The sequence below is a fragment of the Bacillus sp. 105MF genome, from assembly GCF_000374885.1.
Taxonomy (GTDB): domain Bacteria; phylum Bacillota; class Bacilli; order Bacillales; family Bacillaceae_G; genus Bacillus_A; species Bacillus_A pseudomycoides.
This window is the reverse complement of record NZ_KB895571.1, coordinates 204,280-226,069: the sequence shown is the minus strand read 5'-3', so window position 1 is coordinate 226,069 and position 21,790 is coordinate 204,280. Positions and strand designations below refer to the sequence as shown.

The following is a 21,790-nucleotide window of genomic DNA, read 5'->3' as shown; positions in this document are numbered from 1 at the left end:
CACTCTTTACATCCGTAAACAGCCGCAGTGAAGTGTAAGCGACACCGGATGCGATAGCCATCAGCAAGATTCCCGGCAATAAATAATTGACGTAGTTGTCCGTGCCTGTCTCTATGGCGCCGCCAAATACGTAGACAAACAGCAGCATCATCATAATCGGCGTAATCGCCACCGTGATAATCGTATCCGGGCTGCGCATGATGTTCCGCATTAAACGCCCTAGTAATACCCCTGTTTTGCTTTTCATTTACATCTCCTCCTTTTTGCCGATAATCGCGAGGAAAATTTCCTCCAATGTCGGCTGCTTCTCGATGTACTCCACTTTTGCTGGCGGGAACATCTCTTTGAGTTCAGTAAGGGTACCAGTCGTGATAATTTTTCCGCCATGCAGGATAGCGATACGGTCCGCCAGTTGCTCGGCTTCCTCCAGGTACTGGGTTGTCAGCAAGATGGTTGTGCCGCCGCCGGCAAGCTCCTTGACGGTATCCCAAACTTCAATCCGCGCTTCGGGATCAAGCCCTGTCGTCGGTTCGTCGAGAAAAATGACTGCTGGCGTCCCGATCAGGCTCATTGCGATGTCAAGCCGGCGCTTCATCCCGCCGGAATATTTGTCCGCCCGGCGGTTGGCCGCATCGGTCAGGCTAAATCTTGCAAGCAGATTGTCAGCGACTTGAGCGGGATTGGAAACTCCACGCAACTTGGCAATCATCATCAGGTTTTCCCGCCCGGTGAGCATGCCGTCTAAAGCTGCGAACTGCCCTGTCAGGCTGATGTTCTGGCGAACATGATCCGGTTGACGCTGGACGTCAAAGCCACAAATACCTACTTCGCCGCCATCGGGCCTCATCAGCGTCGAGAGGATGTTGACCGTCGTCGTCTTGCCCGCTCCATTTGAGCCCAGCAGTGCGAAAATCTCGCCACGCCGCACCTCAAAATCCACCCCCTTTAAGACTTCCTTGTCTTTAAAGGATTTTTTTAACCCTTTTACAGAAATCGCTGCATTGCTCATACTTTTTTCCTCCTTATAAAAAGCGCCTTGCGGAGCTAGATTGCCTATACTCTTCTATTTAGTCTGACTGATAATCTGTATAACTTACTACCGGATTGAAAATATAACTGAATAGCGAAGGTGGCAATTCACATTTGTAACCAGCTATTCAGTCGGTATTATCTATTGCATTTATTTTTTTCCCAATCGTTTCATGATACTCTGATTCAAATCTTCACGATACTTGGCGACATAGGTTTTAGCGTTTGCCACTAGTTCGTCGGCAAATGACGCCACGTCGTCCCCAGTGATTTCCAGCACTTGTCTGCCTTCCGCCGCACCGGCTTCGAATAACTCGATTAATTCATATTGTATGTGCAGCATATCCATCCCGTTGCCCGCTGAGAAATTCCACATGTAGTTTTGAATTTTCTTAAATACAAACTGGTAGTCCTCTGGAAGGGCTTCAACCCGTGCCATCATCATTTTGTACTCTTTTTTATCACCAATCATTTTTTTAAACATTTCCAACATGTTATTTTTCCTCCTTTTTTATAAAGCTGAACAAGACACTCCAAAAATATCGGACGGAATATCTTATGAAGCTAGATTGACTTCAAGACGTTGATTTTTGATGATACAAAATCCCATTTTCTCCAAAACAATTCAAGTTCCTGGCGGCCAGCCTCATTAAGTGAGTAAAACTTGCGGGGCGGGCCCATATCTGACGGTTTCTTTTCTATGTTCACAAGTTTTTTCTTTTCTAATCGCACGAGGATGGTATAGACCGTCCCTTCCACGACTTCGGTGAACCCAAGCTCGTTCAGGCGGCGGGTAATCTCGTAGCCATAGGTTTCATGGCGGCTGATGATTTCCAGCACGCAGCCTTCCAGCGAACCCTTCAGCATTTCAGTTAAATTTTCCATGTTTAGATCCTCCTCTCCCTCCTCTATTTTGTCTGACTTATATTCAGTATAACAGAGTACTAAGGTAAATTTTTACTGAATAGCTTTTGGGAAATCACACTATTCAGTATTACTTATTACATGTATATTGTATCACCGAGTAGAAGGTGTCAACTATTTTTCTTAAAAATATTTTTGCAACCTCACTATTCAGTGTGACCTACTACAGGTATATCGTAACACGCAGTAGATGAACTGTCAACTGGATTTTCTAAATATTTTTAAAACCGGCTATCTTCATTGGATACAGCCGATTTTCTTTACGGAGCTTTTACTTCCTCCTATGCTTCTTTCACAATGATTATACCGCGGATCATCCCCATCCAGCAGCTGTACATTTAGGTTCCCGGTTTCTCTGGTGTGAAAACGATGAGGTTTTCTCCTACTTCCAGTGACCAATTCCTTCCGAAGAAATGTTAAAGAGTATTCCCGAAATGAAAGAAGAACTTCGTAGACCTATGTTCTTAATAATCTCAGCAGAAAAGTAAATGTTTATTATGCGTTCCTGCACGATGTGGGGACGTTTTTTCTTTTTGGGTTCACGGGAGCTTAGTAAAATAACTGCGGATTATTAATGTAACTCCTTCGCGTTCTTCACTTTTCCACTATCGAGCGCGATTATGAAATAACTCTTAGATTTAAACAACTTTATTGTTATATTTTTAAGTGCGGTGAAGTAATCTACATCAAAAATTAAATAACTTTATTGTCACTCTACAAATAAAAAAACTTGATTTTTTTACACTAAGCAGAATAATCAAGGTTTTTACTTCCAAAAAATATCTTAGCCTATAAAATTCGTGTTTCTTTATTTTTTGTATATCGTAGATATGGAAAAAAATAAAGCTTATGGCCCGTTTTTACACGTATCTCGGCTGAACCCCGTATACATCTGAAGTTTACATAACCCCACTTCTCGGTAGCTAAGTTCTATTAATAATCCAAAAGGATTTATGAAATAAAAAGATGAAAATATATTTAAATACAAATTCTATCTAAAGAAAGGTGATAAGAAAAAATGGAATATCTAACAGTCCCTGAGCTTTTTTTCTTACTATCTGTAGATGATGATACTCAAACTATACAACCTCCTTTACAATCAAATATAGAAATATTCATTATAATAAACATATTGCTAGAACTTTACCTTCAAAAGTATATTTATATAGATCATAAATTTATTGTACATAGGACTAGTAAGTCATCTGATATCCCTTATTTACAACATACCTTAGATTTAACACAACATTTAGATGACAATCACAATATAAGAATGTGGATACTAACAATTTGCGGAAAACAACGATCAAGTCACAAACTATATAATTCTGTTTTAGATTGTATACAGCGAAAAAAACAAATAAAAGTAATTGAAAGACGAATATTAGGTTTATCATTTCAAAAACGTTACATATGTCTTCAAACCAAAGAGCAAATCCTTACATTCTTACGAAAAAGAGCTTCAAAAGGAGGAACACAATACTTATCTATGTTAACCCTTTTCCTAGCCATGGATTTGAACGAACTTTTAAAAGATACAATGTTTCAAAATGATTATGAATATCTAATTCAATTAGAAGAATACAATAAACAATTATCTGAAATTCAATTCATACAAAAGCTAATAACAAACATTAAAAAGACTTTGCCTACCCTTTTAATATGGAAACATGCCCCATTTTCAGGTATATAAAAAAGGGAAACCTCTGATTATCTAAATCAGAGGTTTCTTATAGTTCACATAACCCATCATTATCAGTAGTCAATAATGAATAGAATTTTCGTTTTGGGGGTGTTTTTCTTTTTTAGTTTGATGGGCATGTTGCCGTGCCCCTTTTTCGAATTTTATAGGTGTATTTTTCAATATATTGAACCCAACGGCGTATTGTATGCGCCTTTTATAAGAAAAGGACAGGATTAGTTGTAGAACTTTATTGGCATGTATTTGTTTTTATTAATAACTACGGTACGTGAATTTTTTTAGATATAACTTAAAAAAGCTCCCCTAAAAGGAGCCAATTATTTTACAAGATTCTTCTGTAATTCCTCTATTATAAGTTCTGCACCTGCTGGGCTTAGCGTAATCTTTCCGTCTGCTAAAGAAATATTTTTATCAGATACTTCTCCTGTTATTGCACAAGCACCATTCGCTTCATATTTTTTCAAGATAATCTTTTCACCTTCTACATAAATCTCTAATGGTGTCTTTTCTTCAATTGCCAGCGTGCGTCTTAACTCCATTGGTATAACTATACGTCCTAATTGATCTAATTTTCGAGTTACTCCTGTTGATTTCATGAAACCTCTCCCTTATATATTCTATAGCTCTCTATTTCATACCCTATGTCATTTTCTCATTGTAACAGGCTTTCTCTATACATGAAAAACATAATGTTCCAAAAACTCTCAAGCCACAATATAGTTACGTGATTTCTCAATATATCTCTTGTATATAAATCGATCTAAAGATGTAAAATATCCAAGTAATTACTTAATAATTACATTACATCTAAATTTAAATTAAAGAAGGAGCTATATACCATGGATAAAAAAGATTTAGTAGGTCTTCAAGTCAACAACATGCCGTCAGATGCTCTGAATACTCCTAGTAAGTCCCAAGAGCAAATGCAAGATTCAGCTCAAAAGCTATCTAACGGAATAAAAATAGATTCATCAGAAAACGAAACTGCAACTCTAAATAAAGACGAATAGAGAGTTTTTGGCGTGAAAATAAGCTAAAAAATCGAAATGAAGCAATTCGACAGATCGTAGAGAAAGGGCTAGGTTGCAATTAGCGACTGCCCTTTTTTATTTCACTTAAAAATCTGCATATCAAATTTAAACCTATTATCTCCCCAAAAATCCAATCATCCATTATTTAAGACCTATTGCATTACCAATCCGTCAAAAACGTAGTACAAACAAATCTGAGAAGTCATTTTCAAATAAGAATAGGGCTTTTAAAAATATATTCATGAAAATAACAAAAGAGCTGGATTTTCATCACAGCTCACTTATTAATTGGTTCTTTATGTGTACATGTAGGATATTGAGAACATCTAAAGAACTTGTTTCCAGTTTTATTTGAATTTCGTACCACTCAATGATTTTTACATAACGGGCATTTCCTTTCTGCAGGATCTACACCACGATACACATCTTCAGCCGAATACTCTGGATTTACTTTGTTAATCAATTTTTGAAGCTCTATACGATCTATTAGTTTTACATGACATGCTTCACCTAATCCTTTCGCCTGCTTTGTATATACGCTGTTCGTGACAACCCACGCCTCATGAGCCTTGTAATAGGCTTTTGCTGCATAAATCTCCTGTACAGCACGAATACCAACTCGATTTTTCACACCATATATTTTCGCTTGAATTACAATACGATTGTTCCCTTTTAATCCGAGATCGGCTGTTGCTTTAAAATAAAGTTTGATCAAATTGATACTAATAACCTTGATAAATGTTCATAGAAAAGAGCGTGTTTTCAGTTGGTTCATTCTTTTATAAAAAAGTTTGATCATTTCCTATCTATGTTGCTCCACAATCGCGCCCGATAGTTGAAGAATGAAATGAAAACTTTCCCTTAGGTGAGATCCGTTCTCAAATTCAATTTTAGCTGTCTGTGCAAAATTTAGACCCTTAGCGAGCCACGAAAACCCCTGGCGGCATAGTAGGATTCTGCTCCATTGTGATACACGAAGACGTGCCCGAAGCGACAATCGCAAAAAAGGGCACCGCCGAGTTCTCTAATATCAGAGGGTGTTTGCACCCAACTCGACGTTTTCATATCGAAATTTTCAAGATTCTGCAACGTCCGATATTGTTCTTCCGTTAATAGTTCAATGCCCATGGCAGTTGCCATATCAATAGCGTTATTTTCTGGTTTATGTTTTTTTCTTGACTCTAACCCTTCACGATCGTAACAAACACTTCTGCGACCTTTAGGACTTTCCGCTGAACAATCATAAAAAATGTATTCGTCCTTCTCTTTATCATGACCAACAACATCCGGTTCGCCGCCAGTTCTTTCCATTTCATTGAGCGACCACAGTTTTTCAGTATTAGCATCCAGCTTTGCTTGGACTTTAGCCCATTCAAGACCTTTATGGCGGTTCATGTTTTTCTCAAAACGGGCTTTCAATGCTCTGAGTAATTCTTCACGTTGTTCTAGTGACAACTCCTCTTTATTGTTGATTTTATTTCCCTTTGTCATGTCAGTTCCCCCCTTATTGTTTTTACTCATAATGGTTTAAGTATATATAAATATTTGTTTTATAATAAATCGTTTAAATAATCGTGTGAATTCAGTTTACAATAAATTATATGATTTAGTAAATCCATTTCTCTACAATCTGGCCCTTTAACGGAACAACTTATTGTCACTCAACAGTTCCTTAATCGTTCTTTCAATTTCAGATGTTCTTTTCCTTTTCACTATAAATACACTCCTTTAGATAATCTAAAGGAGGAGTTTACGCTAGTTTGACGAATTTATATTGATATAATTATAAAAGGGTGGTCTAATTGAACATTTTATGGGATTTTGATGGAACTTTGTTTGATACGTATCCTGCGTATACAAACATACTCTCTTTGGTACTGGGAGAAGCAGTAGATAAACAGGAAATTTATGAAAAGCTAAAAATTTCGTATTCGCATGCAATTGATTACTATAACATTTCCAGGGATCAAGAAGAAGAGATAAAAAGATTAAAGAAAACATTATCTCCAAAAGATATAAAACCATTTGATGGTGTAGAAGAAATCTTAAAATTTGCAAATAAAAATGTAATTATGACACACAAGCATAGGGACGGAGTTTTAGCCATCTTAAAATACTATGGATGGGATAAATACTTTGTGGATATGGTTACAATTGATGATGGTTTCCCTCGTAAACCTAATCCATTAGCATACATTCATTTACATACAAAACACGGAATCGATCTAGTTATTGGAGACCGGGAGTTAGATTTATTACCTGCAAAAGAATTAGGAATTGCAACGTGCATGTTTCAAAGTCAAGGTGATGTTGCTGATTATCATTTACAAGACTACTCGAAATTTTTTAATACGGATATTCCATTAGCGAAACGGGTGTTCAGTTAGTAATAACTACTGTAAATGGACCGAATTTTGATTTTCTTATTTTTATAATTATCAGCATAATTGTTTAACACAGCCAAAAAATAAAGACACTTCACATATTAGTCATTTTTATATTTAGGTTGTAGAGGCTAAAGTCAATAACGAAAAGGCAGGGACATATTTAATATGTAAAATATGTCCCTGCCTTTTCATTATTGTAGACTTGAAATAAGTTTTGATTAAATAAACCCTATAAAAATTGATAAAAGCGTAAATAGAAAAAGCTTGTTTTGAAAAAAGAATGATCAAAACAAGCTCTTAATATATTCGATTGAATCATTCTTTTATAAAGAAATTTGATCATTCCTGTAATCTTTATTTCATTAGAGTGCCCTTTAGTTGAACAAAAAAATATTCTCATAATATCGTTATGATTTAGTTGTCATAATAATTGAACGTGGATAGAATCCCAACTTCTGATAAAACGATACAGCTTCATTCCCGTACACTACTGTTAATTCGATTTCATATATTTGTTTTTCTTTAAACCATTCCACTGCACTATTCATTAATTTCAAACCCAATCCGTTTCTTCGATAATTTTCATCAACAAATAGAACCTCGATCTTCCCGCTTACTTTTTTACTATATGCTATACAAAATCCTAATATATTGTCTGTTTCTGACTCAATCAATAATTCAATTCTGTATTCTCCATACTTTGAATTTTTTTTATATTCTTCAATACGTTCCTCAAATGTAATTCTTGGATAATCACCAGAAAAAAATTTTGATTTACTGTTATGGTATTCATGCAATTTATCTAATGAGTTTCTTATTATCTCTATTTCATCGAGAGTGATATGTTTATTAATAATTCTCATACTTCAACATCTCCAATAATATATATTTATTTAAGCATAAGTATAGCGGTGTAGGGAATTTAATACTTATCATTACATTGTTAAAGAAGTTACTATTATAGCAATACCGTTACATAGCAACCAGGCAACTATGTTTTATATCATGCTCACAAAAATAAACTGTTGGCGATTCGTAATTTTTTAGGGCTTCAAATTCAACGTATTTCACGTATAATCCTTCCTTTCAGTGGGTATCAAATCAGTTAGCATTCCCCTAGTTCTTATAGTGTAAAATCTTCCATCGTTTTCCGAATTTCATCCGCTTCAATTCCAATGTATCGTAACGTTTACCCTTGTGATGTATGGCCAAACAATTTCATCAAATAGTACACGTCTTTTTTTCGTTGGTAGTAGTGATATCCAAAAGATTTACGCATACAATTATTTATTATTTTTTGTACTGTGCTTTGTAATCTACATATTCTTTTTTAGCATCTTGCTCATTATCTTTTTTACTATTAAAATATGTGTGTGTCTGCAATGTATATTTTACTAACTTTCCTTCATCATTCTTCTTCTTATAATTCATAACAATACTTACTTGCAATATCTGCATTGGACCGTTTGCAGCGTCAAGATGAAGCACAATTGTCGCCCCATCATATTCATCATATTGTATTTTTAGCTTGTCATTAATAATACTTTGAAACTCTGATTCAGTTAAGCTATATCCAACTGTTTTAGGCTGATCAAATTTTTTTGTGTCATCACCTGGCTTCATTTTTAATTTTCCTATTCCTTTTAAACGATCCACAATTAAGTTAACGTAAGAAACATCAACATTGGAATCACTTTGTACCTGCCCATTTTTATACATAATATTTGTACTATAAATGGTTTCGTTTTTATAATTTTTATTTGTCTTTTTTTCGTTTTTTTATCTATATTAGTAGCAATTTCTTGTGTTGTATCGCCATATAAACTTTTAGCTTTCGTATTATATACACCTTCCGTAGTTTGACGGATTGTTTTACTGTGCTCTCCATCTTCTTTTTCCTCGTACGCACTGTATATACCTCTTTGTGTCACATGCGCATACCCATCATCACTAGCAGACATAACCGTCTTCATATCCCCTTCATCCAACGCTTTTACAAATCTCTCATATTCTATTTTCGTTTCCCCAAAACTACACCCACTAAGTAAACCCGCAACTATCGTCATAACAATCATTACCTTAGCTTTCTTTTTCAGTTTCATATTAATTAACCGTCCCTTTTAATACTACGATTTTCTCTCCCATTCTCTGTCTCTTTTTTTCTAGTTGACGAATCCGATCAATAAAAGCATCACGACGTGTTTTCCCTTGCAAGTTGCTATCAATGCTGCTTTCTAATCTTTTAATATCACTCGTTAAAGCTGATGCTGCTTTTTCGAGTTGCATGACCACGTTCATAATTTGATCGCGTCCACCGTTATCTGGAAATGTACTATGAACTTTATTTGTTATCGCAATATTGTTTTTTATAATTTAAATATTCTTTTTTAGCATTTTTAGTGTTTTCTTCTTTACCATTAAATCTAACTGCTATTTGTTGAATATGTTTCAACATCTTGCCTTCCTCATTCTTTTTATCGTACGTTATTGAGATCGTAATTTCACTTATTCGCATCGTTTTTTCTTTTCTGTCTTTGGCAGAATTAAAATCTATAACAATCGATGCATCTTGAAATTTATCATATTGTAGTTTTAATTTATCATTTATCATGTCTTTAAATTGCACTTCTGTTAATCCAATACCAATACTGTTCGGTTCATCAAACCCCTTTGTATCTTTATCTGTTTTTAATTTCCCTATTCCTTCTAAATTATCTATAACTAGCTTAATCGAAGAAACGTCTAAGCTTGGATTCAAACTTTGCACTTGATCATTTTTATAAATAATATAGGTATTATATTTTTCTTCTGATTTATAACTATTGTTCTCCTTATTTTTATCATTAGTTGTTTTATCAGCTATTTCTTGTGTTGTAGTTCCATATAAACTCTTATCATTCGTATTGTATATACCATCAGTAGTTTGATATCTTGTTCTTCTATATTCTCCATCTTCTTTTTCTTCTATAATGGAGTGTATGATTTGTTCTTCTACATGCGCATACCCTTCATTCCCCGCAGACATTACCGTTTTCATGTCCCCTTCATCCAACGCCTTTACCAATCTTTCATACTCAATTTTTGTTTCCCCCACACTGCATCCACCGAATATTAAAATTAAGGTCAACATCTTAATTGTTAATTTCATTAACTTTCTCATTTTATCCCCCATGTAATATTCACGCTTATCCATTATTTTCATACTGCTTTTTATACTTTTCATAATCTTTTAACGCGTCTTGATTATTGTATTTTCTCCCGGCAAAATATGTATTAATTTGTAAAATACTCGTAACCACTTTCCCCTCTTCATTCTTTTTCTTATAGTTTACAGAGACACTCAGCTCTGATAACTCCATTGGTTTTTCTTTCGAATCTTTTGCAGCATCGAAATTAAGTACAATTGACGCACCACCATATTCGTCATATTGTAGCTTCAATTTATCATTTATCATTTGTTGGAATTCCGCTTCAGTTAATTCATATCCTACTAAATTAGGCTCATCAAACCCTCTTTTATCATCACCCGGTTTCATCTTTAGTTTTCCTACTCCATGAAGACGATCCATAAGAAGCTTCACTTGAGAAACTTCTAAGCTTAGATTTGTACTTTGTACTTGGCCGTTTTCATACTTAATATTTGTACTATATACTTTTTCTTTGTTATAGTTTTTAATTTTATCTTTTTCTTTTCTTTTATCAATATCAGTAGTTACTATTTGCGTTGTACTACCATATAAGTTTTTTCCTTTAATGTTATATACTCCATCAGTGGTTTGATAGATATTTTTTTCGTGTATGCCATCTTCTTTTTCTTCAAATGCACTATATATAACTCGTTCTTCTAAATGCGCATACCCATCATCACTAGCAGACATAACCTTCGTCATATCCCCTTCATCCAAAGCTTTTACAAATGGTTCATATTTAATTTTCGTTTCAAAAAAGCTACACCCACTAAGTAAACTCCCAACGATCGTCATAAGCATCAGCACCTTAGCTTTCTTTTTCATACTGTCACCTCATTCGTTACTCTTGGCATTTTAAGTTTCATAATGCTTCCTTTTTGGTAGTAATACACTTCGTCTTTCCCTAAAGATGCTTCGTTACTTACGTATTTCACATTGAAAACACTTTGGTCGTTTAATGGCATTGCGATGATGCCCGCTGTTAGTTTACTTCTCATTTTCAAATTGAAGTCTGCCAACATCTACATAATAATAATAATATACCTACTTAGCTTATTGTTACTGATCTTAGCAAATGCATATAAAGAAAGAGCATATTTTGAAAAAAACGATTAAAACATGCTCTTACACTCTTAATACAAATGATTCATTTTACAAACTGATATCATGCTTTCACACCAAATAATAAACGTAAAAAGTGCTTTAGATTTATTCTTTAGAAGACCGTTATTTTATAAGTTCTTCGATGTTATTACTTTTTTTGATTGTTTCTGATGATAGCCAGAGTGAATATCTTGTTCCATCCTTGTTGGTTAAAAATATGTCAAATTCTTCATTATATAGTTCTTCTTTAAGGATAGTGACCACCTTTGTCAGATCCTCAATTACAGGAGGCTTGTTGTTATATTGCATCTTACTGTCCTTAAAAACTAAAGTCACCTTATACTTCGGACACTCCCCGTCTTTCGGATGTGGACAAGTAATACCTTCAATTACAAAATCGTCGTTTTGAATTTCTTTCAATCTGTCACCTACTTTTGTTTGAGTTTGAATCAAATATGTCCAATAACTTCTTACAGTGTTTTTCATAGCTAATAGCAGTTCTTCCTTCGTTATAACTTTTTGTACGTTTTCAAAAGGGAGACCTATATATTCACCATTATGATCTTTAATTTCAAGTTCTGTTATCTTTTTATTACTCTTCTGAATGAGTTGGAATAGAGCATATAAACGATCTAATTCTGCTGATTCAAATTGACTATAATCAATCTTGTTACTTGTTTTTAAAGTTAATAACAACTCATCAGTTGGTTTGTCTTCATGATAATCAACTATATACTGAAGAACATTTTCTTTTTCAAATTCCTCGTAGCCTAATTTTTTAATTTCTTTTAAAATTGGTTTAAATTTCTTATATTCCTCATATGTGTTTTTTCCGTATTGGTATTCATCACCTTTTATTTTTGAATATAAGAAGCCATCTACCTCTACTCTAAATTGAATATTTTTGTTGTTTTTTGCTTGAACAGTATGGTATGTATGTCCCATATTCCCTTCATGCATAGCGCCCCAATCTGTTACAACAACATCGATTCCATGTTTTTCTTTTATCTATTTTTTAACCTGTTCTTCATTATTACTAATACAGCCACTCAAAAATAAGAAACATAACACTAACAATATTACATTTTTCATTCTTTTCATATAACCCCTAATACCCCTTCCTTACGTAAGAAATGATTCCTGGTTGTGTAGTATATTCAAAGCCATCTTTTCCCACAATCAAAATAAGCTTTCCTCTTTCCATATAGGAAGAGGAAAGCTTATTTCCCTTTTACTTTATTGTTGCTCTTGTATTTCTACCGCTTGATTTTGTTGCTCTCTTTTATTTTTCTCTATTACTTTTTCAACAAACTCATTCCGCCATATTTTAAATTTAGCCGCAAATTGACTTTCAATTTTATTTCGATATCCTTCAAATTTCACTTCAACAATGTCAGAGTGATTAAATAGTTTATATGTTTCTGCTGTCAAGCCTACTGGATATAATACTCCTCCATAATCATAGAAAGTATTATCATCTAACAAAAGACCTCTTGTAGTGATTACATAATCTACATCTTTCTCTTCTTCCAAACTTACTCTCACTACACTACCTAAAGGTAATACTTTATCCATATAATCCTTCATATTAATTAACCGTCCCTTTTAATACTACGATTTTCTCTTCGATTTTTTGTCTCTTTTTTTCAAGTTGACGAATTCGATCAATAAAGGCATCACGTGTTTTCCCTTGCAAATTGCTGTCGATACTACTCTCTAAGCTTCGAATATCACTCGTTAAAGCTGATGCTGCTTTTTCAAGTTGCATGACCACGTTTATAATCTGATCCTTACCACCATTATTTGGAAATGTACTATGAACCTTATTCATTATCATATGTAAATCCATACCAATTCCCCTTTCTTCTTTCTCTTCCAAAGTCCGCGTATTGAAAAGAAATATATTTAGCTAGAAAAAATATTAATAATATGTTACTGCTCCTAACTCCTCATCTTTTGCAATCATAGAAAAGATTGCTTCTGAAACATCTTCATTCAATTGTTTCAAATCTTTTGAAAGCTCTTTTACATCTTTTGAGATTTCACCTAACAATGAACGGTTTATTCCTCTACTACCATCATTCATAAAGAGATGAAGCAATGAGTGTCGATGAGTTAAAATATGCTCTGCTACAATTGCAGTAACATTTGTATCTATGTGAAAATCCCCTTTAAACATATCTAGTAAATCCTGCACATAAGAACCCGCTACTTCCTTGGCAATCTCTAAAATTTCACTTGCCGCTAAGTACACAACGACACTTCCTGCTAAAAAGTCTACAGCTGCATTAAATACAGATTCTAATACTTCTAACACCTTTTCTTTACATTTAGCTAGAGTTGTTTCAATCCAATCTACAGCGGTATCTACTGCGCTCTTAATTTCTATCGTAGCTGCCATACTAAACTTAATAGCTTCTATTGTAACTTGAGACTTTAGCCCTTCATACTTTTTATTTAATCTAGAAATACTTTCTTCCACTTGACCCTTTATTTTTCTAAATTCTCCTACAGCTTGTACACTATCTGAATATGTTAACAAGGTCGCTATGAAAGGTGCAAGTGGTGTCCCTGTTAGTATAAACTTTACTGCTGAACCTCCTGCCGCTTCCTCTACTGGAGAAACCTTTCTGTCAAACACTTTATATATAGTTCCTGTATACAAAGCTCCTGACGATTGGGCCAGCTCTAAGGATCCAGGAATCCCATCAAATCCTGTATCGTTAGAACTTGGTAATTTATCACACCATACTAGCTTATCATTTTTACCATAATCTTTTTTTGTAAAAACGTAAGAATGCCATGCTTGGTTCGGGACTGTATACATTCTTCCAGGAATGGTAAAATCAGCTACTTTTATCCCAATGTGCAGTGGATCATTTTCATTAATAATGTTCCGAATGTTTTTCATATCAAATCCGTTACCGAATGTTTCAACATCTCGCTTTAGAACAGGAGCTGGATTTAATGTTAACGCTTCAATATTATCTTCTCGGTGTCTTAATGCTACCGTATCAGCTATACCACCACCTAATGAATGTCCTGTTACACTAATTTCCGCATCAGGGTTATCATGTCTCATCTTCATATAAAACAAATCACCTTGATCGTACTGCTTTACCGCAAGATCCTCGTTCCAATCTCCCAATGCTATTTTATTTGCACCCGTTATATTGTGAACACCAATTTCACCGTCTGTTTTTGCATCCGTTCCATCTTCTGTTCCTACATATGATATTACAATTTCTCCTGTGGTCTTATCTTTAAAAGCATATGCTGCAAATCCTGTCTTTTCATCTACTTCATGATACATAAGCTCTGCATTAAAATTCGCTTGTAATCTATCTGTATTATCTTGTTCAATTGAATTATTATACGGATATCTCCCCGCTTGATAATCATATATATCCTGACCAGCTAGCTCCAATTTTCCCCAATCAGTAGCTACTTTTAACCTTTTAGTTGGTTCCTGTTTCTCATTATTCTCCATACTAGGTTATCTCCTTTCTTAATTATTTATTATTTTTTATACTGTGCTTTATAATCTACATATTCTTTTTTAGCGTCTTTATTGTTATCTTGTTTTCTATTAAAATATGTTGTTATCTGTAATGCATATCTTACTAAATTTCCCTCATCATTCTTTTTCTTGTAGTTTATATCAACACTTACTTGCAATATCTGCTTTGGATTTTTTGCGGCGTCAAGATGAAGCACAATTGTCGCCCCACTATATTCATCATATTGTATTTTTAATTTGTCATTAATAATACTTTGAAATTCTGATTCAGTTAGTTTATATCCAACTGTATTAGGCTGATCAAACTTTTTGATATCATCGCCTGGCTTCATCTTTAGTTTCCCTATTCCTTTTAAACGGTCCACAATTAAGTTAACGTAAGAAACATCAACATTAGAATCACTTTGTACTTGCCCATTTTTATACATAATATTTGTACTATAAACGGTTTCTTCTTTATAATTTTCATTTGTACTTTCTTTCTTTCTATTATCTATATCAGTAGTAATTTCTTGTGTTGTACCTCCATATAAACTTTTATCTTTCGTATTATATACACCTTCCGTAGTTTGATAGATTCTTTTAATGTGCCTCCCATCTTCTTTTTGCTCGTACGTACTATATATACCTCTTTGTGTCACACTCGCATACCCATCATCACTCGCAGACATAACCTTCGTCATATCCCCTTCATCCAAAGCTTTTACAAATCTCTCATAGTCTATTTTCGTTTCTCCAAAACCACACCCACTAAATAAACTCGCAACTATCGTCATAACAATCATCACCTTAGCTTTCTTTTTCAGTTTCATACGGTCACCTCGTTCGTTACTCTTGGCATTTTGAGTTTCATAATGCTTCCTTTTTGGTAGTAATACACTTCGTCTTTCCCTAAAGATGCTTCGTTACTTACGTATTTCACATTGAAGACACTTTGGTCGTTTAATGGCATTGCGATGATGCCCGCTGTTAGTTTACTTCTCATTTTCATAGGTAAGGCATCTCGGTTTCGATCCATATAGTCATGATGTCCTGCTAGGACGAAGTAAATACCAACTGCACGAGATAGATCCATTAAAGTTGTTGCATCGTCTGTTTCTAAGTAAACGAGTCTGCTAAATTCTTCAACGTTTGTCATAATGATAAGTTGTTTTGTAAATACTGGTATTTCTCTACCTTCTTGTCTTGCCTGTGATAATTCAAGAGATCGTTCACGAATCACTTCCATCCAGTATTTCACGTGAACGTTTACTTCATTTTCTTCTACGATGTAATGAGTCACATTGTCTTTATACTGAACGAAGCTATACTCAGCTGTATCTACTAATGTTATACTCTCAAAATAGTCTTTATTCATTTGGGAGAGTATACTTGATATGACTTGTTTTCTAATACTATCATCTGCACTGTAAACCATTAAATGATCATTAACTGCAATATCATGCGCAACGACTTCTACATTTGTGAAGTCAAGTCCCAGTGGAACTTTTCCTGCTTGTAATGCTTTGGTAACGTCCTTGTTTTTACGATATGTTACAAGATCAATGATTTCTGGCATCATTGGAATTGCCTTCGGACGTTCTCCATCCCATTCTTGATCCATTTCACTTGCTTCTTGTTGCAATAATTGAATTTGTTGTAATTCATCTTCTGCTTTTGTTGGTAACACTGACTGGAATAATGTCGGTGAATCTAGTTTTATAATTGCTCGTCCTGCCATTTCTTCCACTTTTACATCAGATCGACCTACAATGCCTGAGATTTCACTTTGATCAATCATATATAGACATGTTTGCAATTTAATATTGTTATATAGCTGAATACGCAGTGCATTTTGTCGACCTGCACTGATTAGTGTATGAATACCTAAGCTTGCGCCATCGCGAACAATTTGTATCATTAACATTTCAAAGTCTTCGTAAAATCTAGCTTCTTTTACCGCATCGTAATTATCAATCGCAACGATGATATTCGGCATTTGTTTACCGCTAGCTTTTTCATACATTTCTATGCTTGCAACGTCATATTCACTTAACATACGTTTACGTTGTTTCATCTCTTGCGTTAATCTTTCAACTAATTTTAAGCACTTTTCTGCTTCGTCAATCGTAATCGTATCCGCAACATGTGGCAGTCCCTTTAATGGTAAGAGACCATTCGTACCAAGGTCTACTAAATACACATGCAAATGCTCCGGGCTATTTTGACGCGCTACATCCATAATGACTGATTGTAAGAACGTCGATTTACCGTAACCTGGACTTGAGAAGACGGCTACATGTCCATCTTTACTTATGTCTAATGTTAATGGTGTTTGTGATTGTAATTCAGGTTGGTCTAGTAAACCAACTATTGCTTGCAATGGTTTCTTTGCTTCATTCCATGCTTCTTTAAAGTGCACTGGGTGTAAGTCTTGCAGGAATATTTTTTCTGGAAGCGGTGGTAACCACGGTCTTGCGAGCGCTTCAATTTGTCTTTCTTCTGTATAATCATGAATATAATCGATAACTGCATCAAGTTCAGACGGCACCGTCGCAACTTCTTTGTTATCTCCAAGTCCACTTAAGTCTTCACTTAAGATTTCATATTGACCTAAGTCGTTGATTGCATAAATTGTTGTATCGAGACGATCTTGATCATCCTTATCTTCTACATAGTCAGCACCGCTCCATGCAGATTGGAATAATTCATAGATTTCATTATTTCCGACTTGTAAGTACGCACGTCCTGGCAATGTAATTTCTGCTGCGTCAGGTGTTTTTAATATTTCATTACTGTCTGATGTATTTTGTACTTTAAGCGCTAGTTTAAATTTCGAGTTACTCCAAATTTGATCATCGACAACCCCGGTTGGCTTTTGTGTAGCCAGTATTAAATGAATACCAAGAGAACGCCCGATACGCGCTGTTGAAACTAATTCTTTCATAAAGTCTGGCTGCTCTGCCTTCAACTCCGCGAACTCATCACTAATTAAGAATAGATGCGGCATCGGCTCTGTTACAGCGCCTTCTTTGTATAATTTTTGATATTGGTTAATATGATTCACATTATTCTCGCCAAATAAGCGTTGGCGTTTTTGTAATTCTGCCTTAATCGAAGCGAGTGCACGCATACTTTGCGCACCATCTAAGTTCGTAATCGTTCCTAGTAAGTGAGGTAGATTTCTAAATAAGTTCGCCATTCCTCCGCCCTTATAGTCAATTAATAGAAACGCAACTTCATAAGGATGGAAATTGACCGCAAGAGATAGAATATACGACTGAATAATCTCTGACTTACCAGAACCTGTAGTACCAGCAATTAACCCGTGTGGTCCGTGTGCTTTTTCATGTAAGTTTAAGTTCACAAGATCTTCTTTACCGCGAAGGCCAAGCGGAACAGCTAATGATTTATGAGCAGCATTTTTTGCCCAGCGGCTTGTAATATTTAATTCATCAATTTTTTCAACGCCATACATTTCTAAGAATGTAACACTTTCTGGAATACTATTTTTCAAGTTTTGCAGGTGATTCAGTGGCGCAAGTGCTCTAGCTACATCTTCTAAATTAAATCCTTCTGGAAAATGATCCGGTGCGAACTGACGATTTACAAGTTCCCCTTGTTCTAAGATGATATTTCCTTTTTTCGAGTCTCTTATGTCAACAACTGTCTTCACATGCTCCGGTAAGCTTTGCATCACATCTTGAACGAATACGAGTGATACACCTAAATCACTTGGATCTTCATTAAAGAATTCCATTACAACGTGATCTAAGATGAGTTTTTCATCCGTTATAAGGACAACATAATGCGGTGAAAAATGTATTTTTTCACTTGAATTGCTTTTTTCATCTACTTTCAGTTTGCGTTCTTTCAATATTTGATACAAACTATTCAGTACTTGGTCTCGGCTTCTATCATGATATACAAAACCGCGTACATTAATATCACGTACACTTGCATGAGGCAACCAGCGCATCCAGTCCCACTTCTTCTTCTCCTCTTCAGGAAAGACCGTAATAAACTGCAAGTCATAATAACTATGGAATAAAGCTGTTTGCATCACTAATAGTTGTAATTGTTCGAGCACTAACGAACGCTGCCCAATATATCCAACTGGTCCATTCATTAAATCTGTTACAACCGGAACATCGGCTTGAGAAAGATATTGCTGTCTTAGCTCACGTGCCATGGCAATAAGCTCGTCTTTAAACTGGCTAAATTCCTCTTCATTAAATTCAATTTCAAAACTAGTATCTACATTCCCTTTTCCCACTCGGTATGTTAAGAAATCATGATGCATGATTGTTTTTTCATATATACGAGGGTTCACTTCTATCGCCATTTCTCTAATTTCGGTAACATCTGGATAATGATAATGAAGTGCATGACGCTGCTTCTCACTTTCAGCATGTAAATCCTTTGTTTTTTGCATTAAGTATTCTCGATAACTCTTATCTCGCTCGGCAATATCAATTTTGTATTGCTTTAAGTTTTTTATGTACGATGTGATCGAAACAACGACAGTCACGACTGTCATTGCTAGCGATGCGAAAATAAATAAACCGTATGATTGAAATATAGATAACATGACAGTTACAACAATCATTACGAGAGATGGAACAATAATCCTTGCTAGATGCTCTGTTGGTTTTGATGGTTTTGATGATGGTTTTGCAATTATCATTTTTTCAACTGGCTCACGATAAATAATCCGTGGTGAACGATGATAATCTGGATACTCATCATGATAAAAGCTGTCCGCTTCTAGTAAACGAGGTAATGTCGATTCTACCCGTTTTTCTGCTGCGAATATTTGAACATCTTCACTTCCAATTTGAATTGTTACGCCATCAAAATACAAGTGATCTCCAGCTTCTAAATTCGCTGTACCTTCCAATTTAGAATAATTATGAAAGACGTTCCCCTCATACACGTTAATTTTAAACGGCTCATCTAATGTTTCACGAATGAACAGAAAATCTGTAGTAGCATCATGAACTGTTATATCATCGTAGTCATTTTTACTAATTGCTATCGAATATTTCGTTGATGTATCATATACAATTACTTCTTCTACAGTTGCAATCCAAATGCGCATAGCCTTGTTATTCTTTAATTGAATTGTATTCGCCTTATTAAAATAAAGGACCTGCTCTCCTATCTTCCAAGCTTCTAATTCGCTATCCCAATTTAGCAAAAGTGATTCATCTAAATCAAAGTCAGTAATATGATTTGACCATTCTTTCCCAACCGTCACTGTAGGACGTTCGGATGGATGTAAGCGGCATTTATGTAATCGATTGCCGTAACTTAGTGCAAGTAGTTGCTCCATACTTCTCCACTTCTCCTTTTGTTCGCTCTATCTGTAAGGAGTTTCCATACATATATATCCATTTTGATTTTCCAACATATAAGTCGCTGCTATGAAAAATAAAAGGTATCCTACACTCGTTTTCTCTTTTTGTTTTCACTTAGCATGGGCTCCATGGACGGACGCTCTTTCCCACCTAAAAAGAAAGGGTTTATGTCGGTTTTTCATTTTGTATTTATATAGATTGGATATATACGTACTCCCTATCTTTTCTTGTTGTTTATATATCCATTTTCATATAGATTCAGCAAAAGTCTTCATCCTTTTACTTTGCTTTTTTTGTATTAGATATATCTTTTTCATTGGATGAATCACTATATTTTTTCTTATATTCATTCAATTGTTGTTCAAATGTTTTTAGCTTTTCATCGCGCTCTTTTCCTGGTAAATCCGGATTATTTTTCACTGCTTCTATTTGTTTAATTAAGCCATACATGATTAATTGTGGATCATCCACACTTTTCGCTAAATCTAATGATTTATCAAAATTACCTTTTCCGTTGTAAATCCAGTACAATAAATACTTTTCATCACTTTTTAAAGTAACATTTTTCATAATTGCTGCTTTTTGCTCATCAGATAATTTCTCTACTTTCAAGTAGGAATACGCTAACTCATATTTAGATGCTAGCGGTAATGATTCAAACTCTTCCTCATTCAAATTACTAATTACCTTATCGTAATCCGTTGCTAAGAAATTTTTATTAGCTTCTAGAAGTGTATTTTGATACGGCACTTTCATAAATGTGTAGTAAACGACTGGTGCTGCTAAGATAACTGTAGCTGCCGCAAATGAAAATGCTAAGTATTTAAATAATTTAAACTGCTTTTTCGGAACAAGTTGCATTGTTTTTTCTGCTTTTGCTTGCTCCTTTAAAAAATTCACTTCGATAAACTGTTTCAGTTCCTCAAAGCTTTCCATATTGACCACATTCTGTTCAAATGTAGTTTCTTTTGCGCTTTCCAATAAACCAGCATATAGATCATCATAACTATGTTTTTTGGAAAACAAAGCAATAATAAAACATTTGTAGTGGAGTAAAAATTGATTTTCTGTTAGTGGTTTGGGCGGGGCAATCTCTCGAATTCCGCGATGTATAATAAAAGGCATTAAATTTGCATCAAATACTAAATTATCCGGGTGTAAAAAGAAAGTTATTCTTCTATGCAAATACTCTTGAAAATGAGATAGATTTCGGATTAAACGTAATTTCTCATTTCTTTCTAATTTCTTTACATCTTCCCATTTCAATAATTTCTTTTCTACCGTATATGTAAAAGTAAATGTATCATCATGCTCTTCTATTGTTACTGGTAGAAACATTGATGATTTTTCCGTTAATAACTCCAATTGACGGGTATCTTTTACTTGCGTTTGAGATTTAGCAAGTTCTAATTTCCAAGTATCTTCTTCTATTTCAAATCGATACTCCATTGAATCAATCTGAATTGTTTTCTCCGTCATGTTCTTCCTCTTCTCCTTTTCACCATAAACCTATTCTGATTTTACGAATTCACTTGAGTAGGTTACATGCTGCGTTCATGATTATGT

General features: G+C 34.7%; 18 protein-coding genes and 7 pseudogenes. 4 read left to right on the top strand and 21 right to left on the bottom strand.

Annotated features, from left to right (window positions below):
* The 4 genes from C564_RS0112255 to C564_RS0112240 form a co-directional block, all read right to left on the bottom strand.
* Positions 1–247, bottom strand: a 247-nt coding sequence (locus C564_RS0112255) for an ABC transporter permease (protein ID WP_018765523.1), incomplete at its 3' end; no start/stop codon positions are given.
* Positions 248–1,009: an ABC transporter ATP-binding protein gene (locus tag C564_RS0112250; RefSeq protein WP_018765522.1), complete on the bottom strand. Its 762-nt coding sequence runs from the start codon at positions 1,007–1,009 to the stop codon at positions 248–250.
* Between the two features lie 171 nt (positions 1,010–1,180).
* Entirely contained in the window at positions 1,181–1,522 is a 342-nt protein-coding gene (locus tag C564_RS0112245) for a DUF1048 domain-containing protein (protein ID WP_003207016.1), read from the bottom strand.
* A 71-nt stretch (positions 1,523–1,593) separates the two neighbouring features.
* Positions 1,594–1,914 carry a PadR family transcriptional regulator gene (locus tag C564_RS0112240; protein WP_018765521.1) on the bottom strand — a complete coding sequence of 107 codons (321 nt, stop codon included), beginning with the start codon at positions 1,912–1,914 and terminating at the stop codon, positions 1,594–1,596.
* A gap of 434 nt (positions 1,915–2,348) precedes the next feature.
* On the opposite strand from C564_RS0112240, the pseudogene C564_RS37420 reads away from it, so the two are divergent.
* Positions 2,349–2,441 (top strand): annotated as a pseudogene (locus tag C564_RS37420) (class I SAM-dependent methyltransferase); the annotation flags it as partial.
* A gap of 530 nt (positions 2,442–2,971) precedes the next feature.
* Positions 2,972–3,646: a hypothetical protein gene (locus C564_RS0112235; protein WP_018765520.1), complete on the top strand. Its 675-nt coding sequence runs from the start codon at positions 2,972–2,974 to the stop codon at positions 3,644–3,646.
* 326 nt (positions 3,647–3,972) lie between these two features.
* Here C564_RS0112235 and C564_RS0112230 read toward each other — a convergent pair whose 3' ends face one another.
* Positions 3,973–4,251 (bottom strand): AbrB/MazE/SpoVT family DNA-binding domain-containing protein, encoded by a 279-nt coding sequence (locus tag C564_RS0112230; RefSeq protein WP_003197260.1) that lies wholly within the window; start codon positions 4,249–4,251, stop codon positions 3,973–3,975.
* Positions 4,252–4,494: 243 nt separating this feature from the next.
* Between C564_RS0112230 and C564_RS36760 the strand changes: the two genes are divergently transcribed.
* The gene (locus tag C564_RS36760) at positions 4,495–4,665 is read left to right on the top strand and encodes a hypothetical protein (RefSeq protein ID WP_018765519.1); all 171 of its coding nucleotides are present in this window, start codon (positions 4,495–4,497) and stop codon (positions 4,663–4,665) included.
* Between the two features lie 298 nt (positions 4,666–4,963).
* Here C564_RS36760 and C564_RS33465 read toward each other — a convergent pair.
* Together C564_RS33465 and C564_RS0112215 are read right to left on the bottom strand one after the other, a co-directional pair.
* Positions 4,964–5,374, bottom strand: a pseudogene (locus C564_RS33465) (restriction endonuclease); the annotation flags it as partial.
* A 221-nt stretch (positions 5,375–5,595) separates the two neighbouring features.
* Positions 5,596–6,177, bottom strand: coding sequence for a DUF4256 domain-containing protein (locus C564_RS0112215; protein WP_018765517.1), 582 nt, complete (start codon positions 6,175–6,177; stop codon positions 5,596–5,598).
* Between the two features lie 311 nt (positions 6,178–6,488).
* Here C564_RS0112215 and C564_RS0112210 point away from each other — a divergent pair, with 311 nt between their 5' ends.
* Complete coding sequence (locus C564_RS0112210) at positions 6,489–7,073, top strand: HAD-IA family hydrolase (protein WP_003197256.1); 585 nt, start codon at positions 6,489–6,491, stop codon at positions 7,071–7,073.
* A gap of 407 nt (positions 7,074–7,480) precedes the next feature.
* Here the strand turns inward: C564_RS0112210 and C564_RS0112205 are convergent, their stop codons facing one another.
* The 14 genes and pseudogenes from C564_RS0112205 to essB form a co-directional block, all read right to left on the bottom strand.
* Positions 7,481–7,936, bottom strand: a complete 456-nt coding sequence (locus C564_RS0112205; RefSeq protein ID WP_003197254.1) for a GNAT family N-acetyltransferase — start codon at positions 7,934–7,936, stop codon at positions 7,481–7,483.
* Between the two features lie 427 nt (positions 7,937–8,363).
* Positions 8,364–9,175, bottom strand: a pseudogene (locus tag C564_RS33460) (DUF3952 domain-containing protein).
* Between the two features lies 1 nt (position 9,176).
* A complete protein-coding gene (locus C564_RS0112195; protein ID WP_018765516.1) occupies positions 9,177–9,371 on the bottom strand; it encodes a hypothetical protein in 195 nt (64 codons plus the stop codon).
* A 43-nt stretch (positions 9,372–9,414) separates the two neighbouring features.
* The gene (locus C564_RS0112190) at positions 9,415–10,266 is read right to left on the bottom strand and encodes a DUF3952 domain-containing protein (protein ID WP_306473178.1); all 852 of its coding nucleotides are present in this window, start codon (positions 10,264–10,266) and stop codon (positions 9,415–9,417) included.
* Positions 10,259–11,086: a DUF3952 domain-containing protein gene (locus C564_RS0112185; RefSeq protein ID WP_003206999.1), complete on the bottom strand. Its 828-nt coding sequence runs from the start codon at positions 11,084–11,086 to the stop codon at positions 10,259–10,261. Before C564_RS0112185 ends, C564_RS0112190 begins: the two co-directional genes overlap by 8 nt.
* A pseudogene (locus C564_RS32020) lies at positions 11,083–11,265 on the bottom strand (hypothetical protein); the annotation flags it as partial. The pseudogene C564_RS32020 and the gene C564_RS0112185, both read right to left, overlap by 4 nt.
* Positions 11,266–11,488: 223 nt before the next feature.
* Positions 11,489–12,466 (bottom strand): annotated as a pseudogene (locus C564_RS0112175) (hypothetical protein).
* 135 nt (positions 12,467–12,601) lie between these two features.
* Positions 12,602–12,952 (bottom strand): DUF4176 domain-containing protein, encoded by a 351-nt coding sequence (locus tag C564_RS0112170; protein WP_003206994.1) that lies wholly within the window; start codon positions 12,950–12,952, stop codon positions 12,602–12,604.
* A gap of 1 nt (position 12,953) precedes the next feature.
* The gene (locus C564_RS0112165) at positions 12,954–13,214 is read right to left on the bottom strand and encodes a hypothetical protein (RefSeq protein WP_018765513.1); all 261 of its coding nucleotides are present in this window, start codon (positions 13,212–13,214) and stop codon (positions 12,954–12,956) included.
* 72 nt (positions 13,215–13,286) lie between these two features.
* A complete protein-coding gene (locus tag C564_RS0112160; protein ID WP_003206989.1) occupies positions 13,287–14,855 on the bottom strand; it encodes a lipase family protein in 1,569 nt (522 codons plus the stop codon).
* Between the two features lie 29 nt (positions 14,856–14,884).
* Positions 14,885–15,697 (bottom strand): DUF3952 domain-containing protein, encoded by an 813-nt coding sequence (locus tag C564_RS0112155; protein WP_018765512.1) that lies wholly within the window; start codon positions 15,695–15,697, stop codon positions 14,885–14,887.
* A pseudogene (gene essC, locus C564_RS0112150) lies at positions 15,694–19,923 on the bottom strand (type VII secretion protein EssC); the annotation flags it as partial. The gene C564_RS0112155 and the pseudogene essC, both read right to left, overlap by 4 nt.
* Positions 19,921–20,199 (bottom strand): annotated as a pseudogene (locus C564_RS38420) (FtsK/SpoIIIE N-terminal domain-containing protein); the annotation flags it as partial. The pseudogenes essC and C564_RS38420, both read right to left, overlap by 3 nt.
* Before the next feature lie 304 nt (positions 20,200–20,503).
* Positions 20,504–21,703, bottom strand: a complete 1,200-nt coding sequence (essB, locus tag C564_RS0112145) for a type VII secretion protein EssB (protein WP_003197233.1) — start codon at positions 21,701–21,703, stop codon at positions 20,504–20,506.
* Positions 21,704–21,790: the final 87 nt, after the last annotated feature.